Below are 16,576 nucleotides of genomic sequence, written 5' to 3'. Positions count from 1 at the left end.
TCACCTTATCGAATGTAGGTTTTGAGAACCTGCGCCAGCTCTTCTGCAGCCTTGGCGCGTTCCTCGTCATTTTCCGCATGCAGCACATGCTCGTGCAGATGCTCCTGCATCACTTCGCCCGTCAGGCCAGAGAGCGCGCCGCGAACAGAGGCGAGGAGTTGCAGAACATCGCCACAGGGCTTGCCGCCCTCCAGCGCCCGTTCCACCGCTTCCATCTGACCCTTCATGCGCCGTATACGCGCCAAAAGCTTATCCTTGTCGCGGATCGTATGGGACATCTGCTCGTTCTCCCGATAGTATAGGGGGGTATACTATTCTCTCTTTGGGCAAACGGCAAGTCCCTATGCTGCTTGAGAAGATGCAGATGGTGGCAGAGCGTTCGATCAGCCTTTCAGCGCATCAAAGAGCGGCATGCTGATGAGGGCTGCGGTTGCAATCATCCCATAGCAGATGCGGCGAAAGGTCTTCTCTTCGGCAAGGCCGAACATTCGACTGCCGAGCCACACACCAAGGCCGTAGACCGGGGCGACCAGAACCGCTAACCCCAAGAGCTTCACCGTGATGAGACCATTCCACAGATAGGCCGTGGCATTGAGCACCGTGGAGATCGCAAAGTAGAGAATGATATTGGCCCGAACGATGACCGCCGGCACAGCCCCACCCAACCAATAGGCGACGACCGGCGGCCCGCCGATCTGCGCCACGCCGGAAAACACGCCTGCGATCAGTCCGACGACCGCCGTCAGAATTGCCTTTGGCCGGTCCCTATAGCGCCAACCGGACATCAGAAGCGACAAGAGCACAACAACGATGGCGACGATGGCCCAACGGATGGTGACGGGATCGAGTGTCATCAGGAGGTGGACGCCAATTGGTACGCCGATGATGGCGCCGACCGCCATGGTGAGGACGTCGCGTCGATCCGCCCGACGGACTGCCCCCGGTATCATGCCGAGCGTCATCACCCCATCGACCACAAGGAGAAGCGGAACGGCAATCTGCGGGCCCATAACCGAACTGGCGAGCGGCACGAAGATCAGCGCCGCGCCGAAGCCGGAAAAACCGCGCGCGAGGCCTGCGCTCAAAGCGACGAGCACCAGAAATGCCAGGGCGGAAATGGAAAGATCGGTCGATAAGATACTGGGCATGACGGTGATCATTAAAGGGAGGCGTTGTCGTTTGCGTCATACTCCATCAGCGCCCGTCAATAGCCAACTGCTTTTCTCGAATGCCTGACGGCGGAGACGGCAAAACAATTGCGTTCCCACTGTCTGAAACCTATATCTCTACAAGCTATAGCTATGAGGATGAGGCCATGTATTCCATCGGCGATTTATCGAAACGGACAGGCGTGAAAGTCCCGACCATTCGCTACTACGAGCAAATGGGGCTGCTTAACGAAGCCGATCGCTCCGAGGGCAATCAGCGCCGGTATGAAAAGACCGATCTGGAACGTCTCGCTTTCGTGCGGCACGCCCGCGATCTCGGTCTCAACATCGACGCGATCCGTGAATTGATCGCGCTCAGCCAGCACCGCGAAATGCCGTGCGCGGGTGCGGACCGCATTGCCGCCGATCATCTCGCGACAGTGCGGGAAAAGATCGCCAAGCTGAAGAAGCTGGAGCACGAGCTGGAGCGGATCGTCTCCCACTGCGACGGACACTCGATCGAAGATTGCTATGTCATCCGGGCGCTGTCGGATCATGGTCTGTGCGATCACGATCATTGAGACGTCATGCCGGGAGAGGATAGTCACCAGCGCCAGCGACTATCCTCTGCTGCGCCCTTAGCGGTTATAGACCGCTGTGATCTTTGCCGTGGCAAGGGTGTTGGCGCCAATCATGAACCCCGCAAGCGCGTTGCTGGCATTGTCCGGAAGGTCCAGATGCTCCGTGCCAAGCGCATGGACGGTGAAGATGTAGCGGTGGACTTCACCGGGCGGCGGGCATGCCCCGCCAAAACCGGCTACACCATAATCATTGCGGATTTCCAAGGCTCCTGCGGGCAGCTTCTTGTCGCCGCTTGCACCAAGTTCGAGCGACGTTTGCGCTGCGTGGATATTCACCACAGTCCAGTGCCACCAGCCCGAGCCTGTCGGCGCATCCGGATCGTAGGCCGTGATGGCAAAGCTCTTCGTGCCAGCCGGCGCGCCAGACCAGGATAGCTGCGGCGACTGATTTCCGCCCTCGCAGCCGAAGCCCTTGAACACGAAGTTAGACGTAAGTTGCTGCCCCTCGGCAATCGAAGTGCTCGACAGTTTGAAGTCCGCGGCGCTTGCTGTCGTGGCGGTCAGAAGCGCCATAATGACGCCGGTCGCAACGTTCTTTTTCAGCATGATGAGGTGTCCTTTCCAGACGTTGATCATGCTCAAAGACATAGACCTGCCAGGAATTTCGAGCTTCCGGCTCGCGATCAAAGACTATCGAAAAACGATCAGAATTCGGCTGTGCGGATAGAGCGTGGCTTAAGACCGAATCTCTTGCGGAAGGCCTCGGAGAAATGCGAGGGCGTCTTGAAGCCGCACTCCAACGCGATACTGGAGATCGGCGTATCCGTTGATTGCAGCATCCCTAGCCCCTTCTCCAGCCTCGTGTTCAACAGGATCTGCGAAAATCCCGGACCGGATTTCGCCAGCCACCGCCGAAAACTGGCTTCACTCATGGCAAAATGACGCGCGACGTCTTCCACCCGCCAAGGCTGGCTGATGTCGGTCTCTATCAGCCGCCGCACCTTGTTCAAGGGTTGATCTTCCCCTCGCCGCGGCAGATGGATACCGTGATGGCGGAGCCAGACCAACGGCTCCAGAACCCGATGGCGCTTGACCGACAAGGGTAGAGTGTCATCATGCAAAGCCTGCCGCGTGACCTCCACCACATCATAGTCAGCGCTTGCTGCCTCGCGAACGATCTGGACACCAGGCGAGCCTGACGCCCGCGGTGGACCGGCGAAGACCGCATCAATCAGTTCATGATCGAAATAGATGCCTGTCGCCCGATAATTCGCAGCGCTGACAGGACGGTTTTCCAAGGTGACGATAGAACCGGAGGGGAAAATCAGGAGGTCACCCGCCTCGCCCACGAACTCGCCATTCACAGGACAGACGACCCTTTTGCTCCCGGCGCAGATGAAGCACAGGAAGGTCACGCCGATGAACAGATCCGTAAATGTCGCGGCCGTGGCTTGGGTAATGGGAAAAATCGAGACGCCCGTGCCCTGAAAACCCACTTGCTCTGCGGATTGCGCCGTCATCGATGCTTTTGTCCCTGCCATTGACTTATCGAGCGCAAGAGCACGCCGCGCAGACACATAGCGGACTGAGGACGACCGATGTCAATGCGCCGCTTGCCCTCGTGGCAGGTATCGAGACGGACCCATCCAAAATGCCGAAGCCTCCCCTTGACAGCTTTCCAATTCAAGCGCATTGAGTCGCGCATGATCAATGAACGCGCACCCATCTCCTGCACGTATTTTTGGGCCTACCTGTAAAAGGCGGCTCGACAGATCACTTTGTCAACAAGCCGCCGTCAGGCGGCTTTGTTGTTTTCCAAGCGTCCTGACGGCAAAAAACCAGACAACCGAAGGACCAGACCCATGACCGAAGATAGCCTCCTGACACTGCCAAGACCGCCCGTCGTCACCATTCGTGGTGCGCGCGCAGCCGATCTGCCTGAACTCAACGAGATGATCACCCTGCTCGCCGCCCATCATGGTGATGCCGCCGCGATCACGCCGGAGAAGCTTGAGCGCGATCTGTTCGGCCAGGTCCCCTGGATCACCGCACTGGTGGCGGAAGCTGCAGGTGAGCTTATCGGTTACGCCATTCTCGTGCCGCTCTACCGCGCCCAGGAAGGCCGACGCGGCATGGAGTTGCACCATCTCTTCGTGCGGGACGGCCATCGCGGTCACGGCACCGGTCAGCACCTGGTGGCGCGCGCGCGCGACGTTGCAAAACGCTGCGGCTGCGACTTCCTATCGGTCGGCGCTGCGACCGGCAACTTCGCCGCACACAAATTCTACGAAAACATGGATTTCGTTCCGCGTCCCGTCACCGGCATGCGCTTCATGCAAGCGATCGCCTGAGCTTCTTCGCTTCTGGAGGATGACATGACTCGTATTGCCATTGCGCTGACGCAAGACTTTGCCGACTGGGAGCCTGCACTGCTTGCCGCTGCGGCCCGCAGCTATCTCGGTGTCGAGATCGTCACCGCTTCACCCGACGGCCAGCCTGTGACGTCGATGGGCGGATTCAAGGTGATGCCGGACACGTCCCATGACGCCCTCGACCCGGAGACGATCGACGCGCTGGTTATCCCGGGCGGCTTGAGTTGGGAAAAAGGCACTGCGCCCGATTTTGGCGATCTGGTCCATCGCTTTCGGACAAAAGGCCGCGTGGTTGCAGGCATCTGTGCTGCGGCCAGCGCGCTCGCCGGCACCGGCATCTTGAACAGTGTGGCCCATACGGGCAACGCCCTGGCGTCGCATCAAAAATACGGCGGCTATGACGGGGCAACGCTCTACCGCGATCAGCCACAAGCCGTCAGCGATCAGGGTGTTGTCACAGCACCAGGCAATTCACCGGTCAGCTTCGCGAAAGAGGTGTTGAACGGCCTCGGTCTGTGGGGACCGGAAGCCGAAGCCGAACTATCGGTATTTTCCGCGGAACACGTGCCGAGTTAACGATCCAGCACACGGCAGAGGCGCGCCGGTCCTTGCGCGTCGTCTGCTGTCATGGCTCGGCGAAGATCGCGGCTGTTGATATGGAGACTGCGCTCGAAGGGAATACTCAGCCGCTTGATCTTGTCGGTGGCCGCCGCGAGAAATGCGTCGCGGTTCGCCAGAAAGTATGCGCGACAGGTCTCTTCTGTCAGCGCATCATTGATCAACACCTTGAAAGCAAGCCGATGCATGGCGCAGGGCGCGCCATGACCGGGGACGGAAAAACGCAGGCAATCGAGGTCATCGCTCCAATCGACTGCGTTCTCCTCCGTCATCGTGTCACTTTACAGCGTCGAAGCGCTTGAGGACCAGGCCGCTGAGCGAGCCAAGGATCAGCCAGAAAACGAAGCTCGTGACAGTGGCAAGCACAACGAAGCGGCGTTCGAGCGGCAGCGGCGCCAGCGCATGTTCACCCGCAGGCGGCAATGGCGCGCCGACGACATGCGGCGCAACGATCAACACGACGGCAAGGATCACCGCCCACGGTTCCGAGCGGCGGAAGGCGAGGAGCGCGATGCCTCCGGCAGTCGCCGCAGCGGTCGCGATCCACCAGACCTGACGCGCACCAAGATCGGCAGCGGGGCTGCCCGGCAGTTCCGGCGGCAGGCCGATCATAGGCGCCAGCATGACGGCCGCGAAACCGGCGAGCCCCCAGAACAGACCTTCGCGCCAGCCGCCCTGAGAGCCGCGAAGCGAGATCAGACCTGTGAGCACCAGCGCATAGCCGATGGCCGTCAGGACATTGGCGGCGACGGTGTAGGCGTTGCGCTCGAAGCCATCCGCAGGTGCCCAGGCTTCCGCGTCATGGTGATGATCCGCGGGCGTGGCGGCATCATGTGAATGACCCGCTTCGCCACCCGCACTCTCGAAGGTTTCCGCCTGCAGGATCAACGGCGTGGTGCCGACAGCCTGCATGGCGCTGACGGCAAGACCCGCAATCAGGCCGACGAGGACCGCGGTAAAGACGATGTTTCTGAAAAACGGCATCTCATCTCCCCTCAATGGCAGGGGAAAGCATTGGCGTGGCGCGTATCATGCGCCGCATTGTGCATGGCCTCGACATGCGAGAAGCCAACGAAACCGACAATGAACAGGCCAAGTGCAACGGCACTCAGCGCCTGCAAGAGTTTCGATGTGGTCGAGGACACGGCGCTCGACGCCGTATTCTGTTGGATAGACATGGTGACCCTCTTCTTCAGCGGCGCGCTGCTTTCAGGCAGCCGGACGCACGCGTTCAACCTTCACCACGGGGAAAGACAAACAGGGCTTTTCGGACGGATGGTGCCAACCCGAAAACCGTGCTCTTCCGGACACCCCGCCGGCATTGACGACACTTCGTGATGGCAGGTCTCCTGGCTCGCGGGTCGTAGCCTTGAAAACACCTTCCCGATGCCAGATTTAGCATCAGTGGCTGTTGTTTTCCGGCTCACCGCTCACAGTTGCGGGGGCAGCCACGAATGAGAGCGAGGCTCCTATCGTGTTCCCTTTTCACTTTCCGGCAAAACCGGAAAGACCATCACGCCTCTGTTATCGGTCAGGGGTTGTGGAGAGTCAATGCGAGAAGCTTGAGCCTCCCGTATTCACAGATGTCAACGCGCTGGAATGGCCTTAAGATAAGAAGCGATCGCGTTGCGATCTTCGGCCGATAGCTTCGCCATATTCTGCTGCACCTTGACCATGGATCCGCCGACGCTGTCGAAATCCGGGGTGAAGCCAGTTTCGAGATAGCTGGCGATATCGGCGACCGTCCAGGAACCGATGGCTTGCGAGCCCGGCGTGATGTCAGGGATCGTCCCCTCACCCTCCGGGTTCGGGCCGCCCGCCAGCCACTTGTCATTGACCAGGCCGCCAAGTGCCGTGCGTGGTGTGTGGCACTCGCCGCAATGGCCTGGGCCTTCCACCAGATATTGGCCGCGCGCCACATCGGCGCTGGCATTGGCAAGCTGCACCCGTGGCGCGCCCTTGTCGAAATAGAGGAATTTCCAGCCGCCGAGAGCCAATCGCATGTCGAGCGGGAATGGCAAATCGTGAGGAGGCGCGTCGTTGGTGCTGGCGGGCAGCGTCTTCAGGTAGCCGAAGAGATCATTGATATCCTGCGCTGTCATACGGGCATAGGACGTATAGGGGAAGGACGGATAGAGATGCTCGCCGTTCTTTCCGACCCCTCGGGTCATGGCATCGCCGAACTCGGCCACCGTCCAGCTTCCGAGACCATGCTGCGGATCAGGTGAAATATTGGGAACATGGAAAGTGCCGAAGGGGGTTGGCAAGGCCTGGCCGCCGGACAGCGTCTTCAAGGCATCGCCGCTGGCACTCGGAGCAGCATGACAGCTTGCGCATCCGCCTGCCCAAAACAGCGTTTCACCATTGGCAAGATCGGGTTCACCCAGATTGGCCCAGTGGCTTGGCGGCTGGCGCTCAGGTGCTGTCACCCACATGAAAATGCCGAAGCCGGCGAGACCTGCGACCGCAATACCGCCTGCCAGCTTTCCCCAGATGGATGCCATCCGCCTCTCCGCTATCGATAAAATATCATTGAAGGAAATAGCCCGCCGCTGAACCGGCGGGCTCTTCTTCGGTCGCTTACTTCTTCACACGATAGGCCTGATGGCAGGAACTGCAATCGGCGCCGAGCGTCTTGAGGGCAGCACCTGTGCTCGCCTGATCGGTCGGCAGCTGTGCTAGAACGGCATCGGCATCCGCGCCGAGCTTTTCCGACTTCGCCTTGAAGTCCGCAAAGTTCTGCCAGATGGCAGGCGACGCAGCGCCGCCTTCAGAACCTGCCGGGAACTGATCCGGGAATGCCTTGGCGTTGGTGCTGATGGTGGTGACAGCTGTCTTCACGGTCTCGGCGTCATAGGGCTTTTCGCCCTTGGCGATCGCACCGAGTGCGCCCATGGCGCCGCCGATCTGTTTCATCAAGCCTTCACGCTTTTCTACCTCGCCGGCCGCGGAAACCGCTCCGGCGCAAAGACAGCCTATGAGAATGGATGCGGCAATCGTCTTGAATTTCATGCTCTCTCTCCTTGTTCCGGTGGCACCGGAGGTGGTTATTCGCCGTTCCGCATCGACTTCACGACGCGCGAATGCGTGCCGGGCGGCACACCGAGTCGAACAGAAATGAAGATGCAGGCTTCACATGGCAAAAAGAAGTCACATTCAGGTGATTTTCCAGAGGAAAATCAGATACCTAAACTTGGCTTTTTCAGTTTCCTTTGCGCCCATGGCAAGCGGCGAAAAAGGCTGCCAGTACGGAGCCGACAGATCTTCGACAATGATGGGGGCGGCCACACGGTCCTGACCTCAAAACATCAGAACGCGGTTTGTCTCCCGGCCAAAGCCACGCAGGGCGATGCGGTCCGGATAAACATCGGCGATGGCAAAGGCGTTCTGGTCCGGCGTGTCCACCATGCCTTTGACGTTGACGAAATGAGTATTGCCGATCACGCCGTAATTGCCATCGTGATTGTGCCCGCAGAACCACGCCCTGACGCTGTGATGAGCGGCCAGCAGTTTCAGCACCTCTGGCGCGTCCCACATATTATGCGCGTTCGCCGGATAGAGAGGATAGTGGCAGAAGAGGACGACCTGCTCCTGCATGGCATCGGCCTTGGCAAGCGTTGCCCGTAGCCAGGACAGTTGCTCATTGCTGAAAGAACCGTTCCAGTCCTGTGCGTTCAGGTCTCCGGCCTCGCGTAGCGCCTCCAGACGGGCCGTGGCAAGCTCGCGGCGCGGATCGCCAAGCGCAGGCGCGAAGGTGCTGACATCATTGCCGTCCAGCACGATGAAACGGAATTCGCCGAGACTGAAGTCATACCACTCTGCCGGCATGCCGAGCCGATCGTGGACCTTTGGCAAATGCTCCGGCTCGACAGCGAAGTCGTGGTTTCCGGGTAGCAGAATGGAGCGATGCCTGAGGTGATCGTAACAGCCAAGGATCGCGTCGAAGCTCTCCCAACTGCGGTCGATCAGATCGCCGAGGGTGACGACGAACGCCAGATTCTCCTGGTTGAAGGCGTCGATCGCAGCCGTCAGCTTTTTCGTGCTCTCCGCGTAAAAGCGATTCATCTCCGGTCGGGCTGGGATGTCGGCATATTGCGGGTCAGCGACGATGCCGAAGGAAAATAGAGGTGTGGAGGATGTGGCTGTCATGATCGCTACCGCTTAGAAGCGCCGCATGACAGAGGTGTGACAACCGCCTGCAAGGATCGGAAGACGCCGCAAAGCAAAACACCCGGCGCAAAGGCCGGGTGCTGCTTATCCGATCGGGCGGAAAAATTACTTGGAAGCGGCTTCGTAGCGCTCCAGAACGTAATCCCAGTTGATGAGATTATCGACGAAAGCTTCGAGGTACTTCGGACGCAGGTTGCGATAGTCGATGTAGTAGGAGTGTTCCCACACGTCGACGCCGAGGATCGGCTCTGCGCCGTGGACCAGCGGGTTTTCACCGTTCGGGGTCTTGGAGATTTCAAGCTTGCCGTTCTTGACCGAAAGCCAGGCCCAGCCGGAGCCGAACTGCGTGGTGCCGGCTGCGATGAAGTCAGCCTTGAACTTGTCGTAACCGCCGAGATCGGAAGCGATCGCCTGCTCGAGCTTTCCGGGCAGCTTGTTGCCGCCGCCGTCCTTCTTCATCCACTTCCAGAAATGGACGTGGTTGTAATGCTGGGCAGCGTTGTTGAAGAGACCAGCATTGGTGCCGAAGGACTTCTTCACGACTTCTTCGAGCGACAGGTCGGAAAGACCGGCTTCTGCAGCCAGCTTGTTGCCGTTGTCCACATAGGCCTTGTGGTGCTTGTCGTGGTGAAACTCCAGCGTTTCGCGCGACATGTAAGGCGCAAGCGCGTCGTAGTCGTATGGGAGTTCGGGAAGTTCAAAGGCCATGGTTTTACTCCTTGTTGCAGCGGCTGGGCCGCTCCTCGAAACCTTGTGCGCGGACCATAGGATCAGCCGTCAATTCAGGCAACCTGTGAATTGTCAAAATGTTCCAGCAAAAGAGAAAATTCCTCTCACGCCTCTTCAAAAACATGATTGCGACCCAGTTTGCCGTACCGATTCCGAGCGATCCGTTCGGCTGATCCGATGAGAGACTATCGAAAGGACATGGCAGTGAAACGACAGGCTTTGGTTTTGATCATGACATCCCTTGTGGCGCTCCCCGCAGCCGCATCGTCCGATAATGCCTGGGAAGCGTTCGTTGCCGACGTGCAGGCAAAATGCCTCGATGCGGGGGCAAGGCTGATGGATGACGCGAAGGCCGTCGTCGATCCGACAGGAAGCGAGAATTACGGTTTGGCGATCCTGACCGGAAAGGCGAAAGGAGCAGATGCAACCGTTAGTCACATCTGCGTTTACGACAAGAAGACCAAGGCTGTGGAACTCGGCAGCGAGTTGTCGGCCGATTCCGTCAAGGTCGGGCTTCCTGGCTCCACCAAGCCCTGACAGCCTGTTCAAGACTATTCGCTCGTCTAACGAACAGAGTGAATTCAAGAAGCAGAGCGCTGCTTACGTAAAGCACGTAAGTAATGGCGATTATTGGATAGATCGTCAGATTTGAGCTCTCGGCGTTCTGTCCGCCTCGCCTAATGGTCGCTGCATGAGAACGATGTCCAGCCAGCGGCCGTGCTTCCAGCCGATGGATTTCAGGGTCCCCACCATCTCAAACCCCGTGGCGCGGTGAACGCCGATAGAAGCGGCGTTGTCGGAATCGCCGACAACCGCCACCATCTGGCGAAAACCCCTTGCGGCCGCCTCTTCGATCAGTGCCAGCAGCAGGGTCTTGCCGATCCCTAAGCCCTTTCTGTTGGGATCGACGTAGATGGAGTCCTCTACCGTTGCGCCATAGGCCGGGCGGGCGCGGTGGGGTCCGGCATAGGCGTAGCCGACAACAGCGCCTTCCATTTCCGCAACGATATAGGGGAAGCCGCCGGCGAGGAGTGTTCTCCGGCGCTCCCGCATAGCATCAGCCGTCGGCGGCTCGATTTCGAAGCTGGCGCTGCCATAAAGGACGGCGTCACGGTAGATTTCAACGATCGCAGGGATATCCCCCTCTTCGCAGGGGCGGATGATCATGGCGGTTTTTGTGGCGGAGGTCATTGCGGAAAGTCCTGAAGGGGTATGCGGGTCGCTGCAATCTGCACCAGAGACATATCAAAATAAAGATTATAGATCTTATGCAGAGCATAAGGGATTCTTTGATATGGATTTCGACCTCCGACAGTTGAAGAGCTTCATTGATGTCGCGGATCTCGGTAGTTTCTCCGCGGCGGCGGAGAAGGTTGGGCTGACACAGCCCGCCATCAGCCTCCACATTCGGTTGCTTGAAAAGCAGCTTGGCGTTCGGCTCATCGAGCGCGTAGGGCGACGGGCGCAGCCAACGCCCGCAGGACGCGATCTTCTGGTGCATGCACGGCGTATTGCCGACGAAGTGTCTCAGGCTATCGAGACCGTCGCGCCGCATCGAAGCGGCCAGAGCGGACGCTTGCGCATCGGTACCGGTGCGACAGCCCTCATCTACTTTCTGCCGACGATATTGCGAGAAATCCGTCGGTTGATGCCCGGTATCGAAATTCGTGTGGAGACCGGCAACACGCCGGATATCGTCCGCCTCCTGGAAAACAACGAGATCGATGCCGCGATCGTCACGCTTCCCGTCACCGGGCGCAGCCTCGATCTGCGCGAACTTCATCGCGAAGAACTGGTCGCGGTCTTCCCACCAGACGTGTCTGCCATCCCAGACAACATTGACGCCGATTATCTCTGCGGCCAGCCCTTGCTTCTCTATCAGGGCGGCAATACCCGAAAGCTTGTCGACGGGTGGCTGAAAGACAGCAGCAGACGAGTCCAGCCCGTCATGGAGCTTGGCAGCGTGGAGGCGCTGAAGACATTGGTCGAGTCAGGCCTTGGTGTCGCCATTGTACCCGCGATGGCCGTTCGTGACGCGGCTTCGAAAGGGCTACAAACGCGCTCGCTCATGCCGAAACTGGAACGTCATCTGGTGCTGGCAATGAGGCGCGACAAGCACATGACGGCGCCGCTGCGCGCACTTGTCGCTGCCCTTAACCGCCAGTGAGAAGTGTGAGTGCGATTAGCCACATGACAAGCGCAATGACGCCTTCCAGGATGCGCCACGCCGCCGGATTGGCGAAGACGGGGCGCAACCAGCGGGCTCCATAGCCAAGCGAGAAGAAGAAGACACATGACGCCGTGGTCGCACCTGCACCGAAGACCGCTTCCTTGCCCGGAAACTGCGTCGAGATCGTGCCGATCAAAACGACGGTGTCGAGATAGACATGCGGGTTCAGCCATGTCAGCGCCAGACAGGTAAGAAGTGTGGGAGCAAAGGGCGTGACCGTGCCGGATGCAGCGGCCAAGGCCTCTGAGGACCGAAGTGCCGACTGCAGGCTCTTTGCGCCATACCACACCAAAAACGCGGCACCCGCATAGCGCATGGCGGGTTCGATCGCCGGCATGACCATGGCTATCTGCCGGAAGGCAGTCACGCCGATGGTGATCAGGATCGCATCCGAAAGCGCGCAGGCCAGGCAAACGGCGAAGACATGATCGCCGCGAAGACCCTGGCGCAATACGAACGCATTTTGCGCGCCGATGGCCATGATAAGCGTCAGCCCCATGGTGAAGCCTGTAAGATATACCGAAAATTCCATACGATGCCCCTTAAGTCCTGGCACCGAATAGGTGGCGGCAACGGTTTAATCCAGTTAAAGATACTTATCTTGATTAAGCAGGGCTAACTCTATGGATTACGCAGGGCTTCGCGCGGTAGCGATGGTGGTGCAGACCGGCAGTTTTGAAAAGGCGGCACTGGCGCTACACGTCACACCGTCGGCCATCTCTCAACGGGTCAAACAACTCGAGGAACGGCTGGGTGCCGTTCTCATACTGCGTGGAAATCCCTGTACGGCGACGGAAAAAGGCGAATGGGTCTGCCGCCACATGGAGCATGTGGGCATGCTGGAGTCAGAGCTTTTCAGCCAGCTACCCGCTCTTCTGTCTTCCGACGAGGTCAGCAGCCGCGTGACGCTGCACATCGCCACCAATGCCGACAGTCTCGGCACATGGTTCCTAAAGGCAGTTTCCACTTTCACCCATCAGTCGGGCTTTCTCCTGAATGTGGCGGTGGACGATCAGGATCATACGGCGGAGTGGCTGCAGCGCGGACGCGTCCTCGCGGCGGTGACCAGTCTTGAAAAGCCGGTCCAGGGCTGCCGTGTCACGCCGCTCGGCTTTCTGCGCTATCACGCCACAGCAAGCCCGGCTTTTATCGACCGATACTTTCCCAAGGGTGTGACCGAAACCGAACTCGCGCAAGCTCCTGCCCTCACCTTCAACCAGAAAGACCGGCTCCAGCAGCAATGGATCAGCCAGGTTTTCGGCGCGTCCATCGTCCACCCGACCCATTGGCTACCATCCACCCAAAGCTTCGTGGATGCCGCGCTCCTTGGCATGGGCTGGGGCATGAACCCGGCGCTTCTGGTGCGCAATCATCTGGCGGAGGGGCGATTGGTGGAGCTTGTGGCGGGAACGCCGTTCGACATCCCGCTGTTCTGGCAGGTCAACCGGCTGGCCGCCGATCGGCTAAAGTCGCTGACGGATGCGGTGGTAGAGGTGGCGCGTCGAGAGTTGGTGCAAATCAAGAGCGAATAGAACTCCATGGGACACCGTGATCACGCGACATCCACAAGGAGTTCCAATGCCGTCCTTTTACTCAGCCGACGTCGCCGATTTTGCCCATTCCATGTAAAGGTCTAGCGCCTTGCGCGCCACAGGGCCGGCCTGGAGTTCGCGGTCGTCGAGCTTGATGACCGGGGAAACCTTGGAATAGTTTCCGGAGCAGAAGATTTCGTCGGCGTTGCGGAAGTCTTCGACGGATAGCGTTGCCTCACGCACATCGAAACCTGCCTGGCGCAGCAGCATCATGACGCGAGAGCGGGTGATGCCTGCCAGAAAGGTGCGGTTCGGCATCGGTGTATAGACGATGCCCTCCTTGACCATGAAGACATTGGAGGATGCGGACTCGGCCACATTGCCGTTCATGTCGCGCATCAGCGCGTTGTCGAAGCCGCGCGAGCGGGCTTCAATGATGGCACGACCGCTATTGGGATAGAGGCTACCAGCCTTGGCATCGGTCATGGCCGTTTCCGGCGATGGACGGCGCAGCGGCGAGACGGTCAGCGTCAGTGGCACGCCAGCATCCATCGGTGCCTCGAACAGGCAAAGCGCGAAGCGGGTGGACTCCGCGTCCGGAGCGACGACGGAGCCACGCATGCCATGCTCGGCCCAGTACATCGGCTTGATGTAGATCGCCATAGTGCCATCGAACTTCTTCACGCCTTCCAACGCCAGTTGCTCGATATCCTCCGGCGTCATGGTCGGCTTCATGCCCATGTTGACGGCGGAACGGTTGACGCGCTGGCAGTGCAGATCGAGATCGGGTGCCAGGCCATCGAACCAGCGCGCGCCATCGAAGACGGTCGACGCGAGCCACATGGCGTGGGAGGTGGGGCCGATCAAGGGAGGATTGCCGGGAAGCCATTGACCATCGACATAGGTCCAGGTTGTGGAACGGGGTGCGGTATCGACGGACATGGCATTCTCCTTCTTGAATGCGTCGGAATGAATGCCCGCTCGGCCATGAGGTCAAGATGAAATTCCCCGCTGCGATCAAAAGGAAGGAATATTGCCCGAGGATTGCCGTGAAAAGCGCATTTATTGCGTGCAGCCAAGAATATGGCCCCCGCGTTGCTACGCCAATCGAGGTGATCTGGCAGTCGTGAGGACGCTGTGGCATCTTCAGTAAGACATAAGCGCAGGGAGGCCCGAAATGGCATGGTCGGCACAGCAATATCTGAAATTCGAGGACGAGCGGACGCGGCCGGCGCGTGACCTCCTGGCGCAAGTCCCGCTGGAGAAAGTGATGACAGGCTTCGACCTTGGCTGTGGTCCCGGCAATTCCACCGAGCTTCTGACGGAGCGCTATGGTGTCAACGTCATTACCGGCGTCGATAGCGACGAAAATATGCTGGAAGAAGCAGCACTCAGGTTGCCGACCACCGAATTCGTGCAAGCCGATCTGTCATCCTGGATACCGGATGCGCCTGCCGATCTGTTATATGCCAATGCGGTGTTCCAATGGTTGCCGAACCACATCGACCTTCTCGACAGGCTGATGGACCATCTGACCCCCGGTGGCGTCCTTGCTATCCAGATGCCGGACAACCTCAATGAGCCGGGTCATCTGTTGATGGAGGAAACGAGCCGCTCCGGTCCATGGCGCCAGAACTTCGAAGGGCGACAACTGCGTCGCAAGCCGCTGCCCTCCCCGGCTGAGTACATCGATCGCCTGTCGCCGAAAGCGCTACGCGTCGATGTGTGGCACAGCATTTACAATCACCCCATGGCGGATGCCGGGGCGATCGTGGAGTGGGTGAAGGGCACCGGTCTTCGTCCTTATCTGGCAGTTGCTGGCGCTGAACACCAAGAGGCTTTTCTGGAGGATTACCGACAGCGCATCGACGCCGCATATCCGCGACTTGCAGATGGACGGCGCCTTTTGCGATTCCCACGACTGTTCATCGTCGCAGTGCGCGGCTGATCGTGAAGGGACAGGCATGGCTCGATGCCTGCCCCTTCAACACAGTGAGACGTCAGCCGTGAAAGGCGTAGACGCGCAGCCGGTAACCATCCGGATCTGCCGCCAGGAAGGTGCGGCCGAAGTCCATGACGGTTGGCTCCTGCAGGATCGGCAGGCCCTTGTCGGTCCACGCGCGATGGCAGGCATCGACCTCACTGTCCGTCTCTTTGATGAAGGCGATTTCGGCGGCGTTGCCGTCGGAAGACAGTGGCGGCTGAACGGAGTGGCGGAACCAGAGACCAAGGCGCATGCCGCTTTGCAAATTGAACAGAGCGAAGGTGTCGGAGAGTTCGACAGGCTCTGCGCCGAGCAAATCGCTATAGAATGCAGCGCTATGGCGCGGGTCGTTGACAAAGAGAATGACGAAGTTCGGGTGGTTCATGTTGGTCTCCTTTTGTTGATGAGGAGACCTTAGCCAGGCGTAGTGTCAGTTTCTGTCAGCAGTCTCCTGGCGTGCCTTCATCATCTGCCGCCAACCTTTCAGCAGGACTTCGCGGCGTTTGGGATAGCGCGCGCCAAGGAGCATGAAGGAGGAGATGCGATCGGCGCGAAAGCTGCGGTAATCCTGTCTCAACTCGCACCAAGCCAGCAGCACACGGACCTGATCGAAGAAGGCCAGCGCGAAGGGCCAGACGATTCGGCGAGTGTCGCGCCCCTGCTCGTCGGCATAGTCGATCTCGATTTTTTCCTGATGTCTGATGGCACTGCGAATATTGCTAAGATCGATGTTCGGCATATCGATCACCTTCCCAGGCCCCACGAGAAGAGTGGAGTTGTCCAGTTCCTCCGCCAGCGCCTTCGGAAGCACTGCGGCGATCTTCGCAAGCCCGGCGCGCGCGGCATCGGCCAACGCGCCATCCGCCCTGCCCGCCACCCAGCGGGAGCCCAGAACCAAAGCCTCGATTTCCGCTTCGGAAAACATCAGAGGCGGCAGAAGATAACCCGGTCGCAGCACATAGCCGACGCCGGCCTCGCCTTCGATATTGGCGCCTTGCGCCTGGAGGGTCGCGATGTCGCGGTAGAGGGTGCGCAGACTAACACCTGTCGCGGCAGCCAGTTCTGCGCCACCCACCGGATTGCGATAGCTTCGTAACAATTGAAGCAAATCAAGCAGGCGTTGCGCGCGTGACATGCATTTCCCCAGGCAATAGGCCCGCCCTATGAGTTTTAATCATCTATTTATACGTGTTGCGTAAAACCTTAGCGATT

At 59.3% G+C, this 16,576-nt stretch carries 24 protein-coding genes and 1 riboswitch; of the genes, 7 read left to right on the top strand and 17 right to left on the bottom strand.

Going from position 1 to position 16,576, the window contains the following annotated elements; all coding sequences use genetic code 11:
* Window positions 1–5: 5 nt before the first annotated feature.
* Together dmeR and ACTJKV_RS03715 are read right to left on the bottom strand one after the other, a co-directional pair.
* Window positions 6–278, bottom strand: coding sequence for a Ni(II)/Co(II)-sensing transcriptional repressor DmeR (dmeR, locus tag ACTJKV_RS03720; RefSeq protein WP_113272125.1), 273 nt, complete (start codon window positions 276–278; stop codon window positions 6–8).
* 105 nt (window positions 279–383) lie between these two features.
* On the bottom strand, window positions 384–1,148 hold the full coding sequence (locus tag ACTJKV_RS03715) for a sulfite exporter TauE/SafE family protein (RefSeq protein WP_440598457.1): 765 nt from the start codon (window positions 1,146–1,148) through the stop codon (window positions 384–386).
* Window positions 1,149–1,315: 167 nt separating this feature from the next.
* Between ACTJKV_RS03715 and ACTJKV_RS03710 the strand changes: the two genes are divergently transcribed.
* Entirely contained in the window at window positions 1,316–1,729 is a 414-nt protein-coding gene (locus ACTJKV_RS03710) for a MerR family transcriptional regulator (protein ID WP_062425793.1), read from the top strand.
* A gap of 57 nt (window positions 1,730–1,786) precedes the next feature.
* Here the strand turns inward: ACTJKV_RS03710 and ACTJKV_RS03705 are convergent, their stop codons facing one another.
* Together ACTJKV_RS03705 and ACTJKV_RS03700 are read right to left on the bottom strand one after the other, a co-directional pair.
* Entirely contained in the window at window positions 1,787–2,335 is a 549-nt protein-coding gene (locus ACTJKV_RS03705) for a YbhB/YbcL family Raf kinase inhibitor-like protein (protein ID WP_113272277.1), read from the bottom strand.
* 98 nt (window positions 2,336–2,433) lie between these two features.
* Window positions 2,434–3,249, bottom strand: coding sequence for a helix-turn-helix transcriptional regulator (locus tag ACTJKV_RS03700; RefSeq protein WP_130977758.1), 816 nt, complete (start codon window positions 3,247–3,249; stop codon window positions 2,434–2,436).
* A gap of 342 nt (window positions 3,250–3,591) precedes the next feature.
* On the opposite strand from ACTJKV_RS03700, the gene ACTJKV_RS03695 reads away from it, so the two are divergent.
* Together ACTJKV_RS03695 and ACTJKV_RS03690 are read left to right on the top strand one after the other, a co-directional pair.
* On the top strand, window positions 3,592–4,080 hold the full coding sequence (locus ACTJKV_RS03695) for a GNAT family N-acetyltransferase (protein WP_062425795.1): 489 nt from the start codon (window positions 3,592–3,594) through the stop codon (window positions 4,078–4,080).
* A gap of 24 nt (window positions 4,081–4,104) precedes the next feature.
* On the top strand, window positions 4,105–4,677 hold the full coding sequence (locus ACTJKV_RS03690) for a type 1 glutamine amidotransferase family protein (protein ID WP_274103870.1): 573 nt from the start codon (window positions 4,105–4,107) through the stop codon (window positions 4,675–4,677).
* Here the strand turns inward: ACTJKV_RS03690 and ACTJKV_RS03685 are convergent.
* The 8 genes from ACTJKV_RS03685 to ACTJKV_RS03650 all read right to left on the bottom strand — a co-directional run bounded on the left by ACTJKV_RS03685 (window position 4,674) and on the right by ACTJKV_RS03650 (window position 9,597).
* Window positions 4,674–4,991: a hypothetical protein gene (locus tag ACTJKV_RS03685; RefSeq protein ID WP_274103871.1), complete on the bottom strand. Its 318-nt coding sequence runs from the start codon at window positions 4,989–4,991 to the stop codon at window positions 4,674–4,676. The two genes, ACTJKV_RS03690 and ACTJKV_RS03685, sit on opposite strands and share 4 nt — an antisense overlap.
* A 4-nt stretch (window positions 4,992–4,995) precedes the next feature.
* Window positions 4,996–5,703, bottom strand: coding sequence for a CbtA family protein (locus ACTJKV_RS03680; protein ID WP_274103872.1), 708 nt, complete (start codon window positions 5,701–5,703; stop codon window positions 4,996–4,998).
* Between the two features lie 11 nt (window positions 5,704–5,714).
* Complete coding sequence (locus ACTJKV_RS03675; RefSeq protein WP_082447245.1) at window positions 5,715–5,897, bottom strand: CbtB domain-containing protein; 183 nt, start codon at window positions 5,895–5,897, stop codon at window positions 5,715–5,717.
* 144 nt (window positions 5,898–6,041) lie between these two features.
* Window positions 6,042–6,249: riboswitch (cobalamin riboswitch) on the bottom strand.
* A gap of 56 nt (window positions 6,250–6,305) precedes the next feature.
* Complete coding sequence (locus tag ACTJKV_RS03670) at window positions 6,306–7,223, bottom strand: cytochrome c (protein ID WP_274103873.1); 918 nt, start codon at window positions 7,221–7,223, stop codon at window positions 6,306–6,308.
* A 76-nt stretch (window positions 7,224–7,299) separates the two neighbouring features.
* Window positions 7,300–7,731: a c-type cytochrome gene (locus ACTJKV_RS03665; RefSeq protein WP_062438183.1), complete on the bottom strand. Its 432-nt coding sequence runs from the start codon at window positions 7,729–7,731 to the stop codon at window positions 7,300–7,302.
* 144 nt (window positions 7,732–7,875) lie between these two features.
* The gene (locus ACTJKV_RS03660) at window positions 7,876–8,007 is read right to left on the bottom strand and encodes a hypothetical protein (RefSeq protein ID WP_274103874.1); all 132 of its coding nucleotides are present in this window, start codon (window positions 8,005–8,007) and stop codon (window positions 7,876–7,878) included.
* A 12-nt stretch (window positions 8,008–8,019) separates the two neighbouring features.
* On the bottom strand, window positions 8,020–8,868 hold the full coding sequence (locus ACTJKV_RS03655; RefSeq protein WP_274103875.1) for a metallophosphoesterase: 849 nt from the start codon (window positions 8,866–8,868) through the stop codon (window positions 8,020–8,022).
* Window positions 8,869–8,994: 126 nt separating this feature from the next.
* Window positions 8,995–9,597: a superoxide dismutase gene (locus tag ACTJKV_RS03650; protein ID WP_062425801.1), complete on the bottom strand. Its 603-nt coding sequence runs from the start codon at window positions 9,595–9,597 to the stop codon at window positions 8,995–8,997.
* Between the two features lie 219 nt (window positions 9,598–9,816).
* On the opposite strand from ACTJKV_RS03650, the gene ACTJKV_RS03645 reads away from it, so the two are divergent.
* On the top strand, window positions 9,817–10,155 hold the full coding sequence (locus ACTJKV_RS03645) for a hypothetical protein (protein WP_440598456.1): 339 nt from the start codon (window positions 9,817–9,819) through the stop codon (window positions 10,153–10,155).
* A gap of 105 nt (window positions 10,156–10,260) precedes the next feature.
* Here the strand turns inward: ACTJKV_RS03645 and ACTJKV_RS03640 are convergent, their stop codons facing one another.
* Window positions 10,261–10,809, bottom strand: a complete 549-nt coding sequence (locus ACTJKV_RS03640; protein WP_274103877.1) for a GNAT family N-acetyltransferase — start codon at window positions 10,807–10,809, stop codon at window positions 10,261–10,263.
* A 103-nt stretch (window positions 10,810–10,912) separates the two neighbouring features.
* Here ACTJKV_RS03640 and ACTJKV_RS03635 point away from each other — a divergent pair, with 103 nt between their 5' ends.
* A complete protein-coding gene (locus tag ACTJKV_RS03635) occupies window positions 10,913–11,785 on the top strand; it encodes a LysR family transcriptional regulator (RefSeq protein WP_274103878.1) in 873 nt (290 codons plus the stop codon).
* Here ACTJKV_RS03635 and ACTJKV_RS03630 read toward each other — a convergent pair.
* Window positions 11,772–12,380, bottom strand: a complete 609-nt coding sequence (locus ACTJKV_RS03630) for a LysE/ArgO family amino acid transporter (RefSeq protein WP_274103879.1) — start codon at window positions 12,378–12,380, stop codon at window positions 11,772–11,774. The two genes, ACTJKV_RS03635 and ACTJKV_RS03630, sit on opposite strands and share 14 nt — an antisense overlap.
* 91 nt (window positions 12,381–12,471) lie before the next feature.
* On the opposite strand from ACTJKV_RS03630, the gene ACTJKV_RS03625 reads away from it, so the two are divergent.
* Window positions 12,472–13,380, top strand: coding sequence for a LysR family transcriptional regulator ArgP (locus ACTJKV_RS03625; protein ID WP_274103880.1), 909 nt, complete (start codon window positions 12,472–12,474; stop codon window positions 13,378–13,380).
* A 57-nt stretch (window positions 13,381–13,437) separates the two neighbouring features.
* Here ACTJKV_RS03625 and ACTJKV_RS03620 read toward each other — a convergent pair whose 3' ends face one another.
* Window positions 13,438–14,322, bottom strand: coding sequence for a branched-chain amino acid aminotransferase (locus tag ACTJKV_RS03620; RefSeq protein WP_274103881.1), 885 nt, complete (start codon window positions 14,320–14,322; stop codon window positions 13,438–13,440).
* Between the two features lie 235 nt (window positions 14,323–14,557).
* On the opposite strand from ACTJKV_RS03620, the gene tam reads away from it, so the two are divergent.
* Window positions 14,558–15,328 carry a trans-aconitate 2-methyltransferase gene (gene tam, locus ACTJKV_RS03615; protein ID WP_274103882.1) on the top strand — a complete coding sequence of 257 codons (771 nt, stop codon included), beginning with the start codon at window positions 14,558–14,560 and terminating at the stop codon, window positions 15,326–15,328.
* A 52-nt stretch (window positions 15,329–15,380) separates the two neighbouring features.
* Here tam and ACTJKV_RS03610 read toward each other — a convergent pair whose 3' ends face one another.
* Both ACTJKV_RS03610 and ACTJKV_RS03605 read right to left on the bottom strand, forming a co-directional pair.
* Complete coding sequence (locus ACTJKV_RS03610) at window positions 15,381–15,749, bottom strand: VOC family protein (protein WP_274103883.1); 369 nt, start codon at window positions 15,747–15,749, stop codon at window positions 15,381–15,383.
* A 45-nt stretch (window positions 15,750–15,794) separates the two neighbouring features.
* Window positions 15,795–16,499, bottom strand: coding sequence for a helix-turn-helix transcriptional regulator (locus ACTJKV_RS03605; protein ID WP_274103884.1), 705 nt, complete (start codon window positions 16,497–16,499; stop codon window positions 15,795–15,797).
* Window positions 16,500–16,576: the final 77 nt, after the last annotated feature.

This window comes from Agrobacterium sp. 22117, assembly GCF_052045735.1.
Lineage (GTDB): Bacteria > Pseudomonadota > Alphaproteobacteria > Rhizobiales > Rhizobiaceae > Agrobacterium > Agrobacterium cavarae.
Note: the sequence above shows the minus strand (reverse complement) of the source record. Positions and strands in the feature narration are given on the sequence as shown.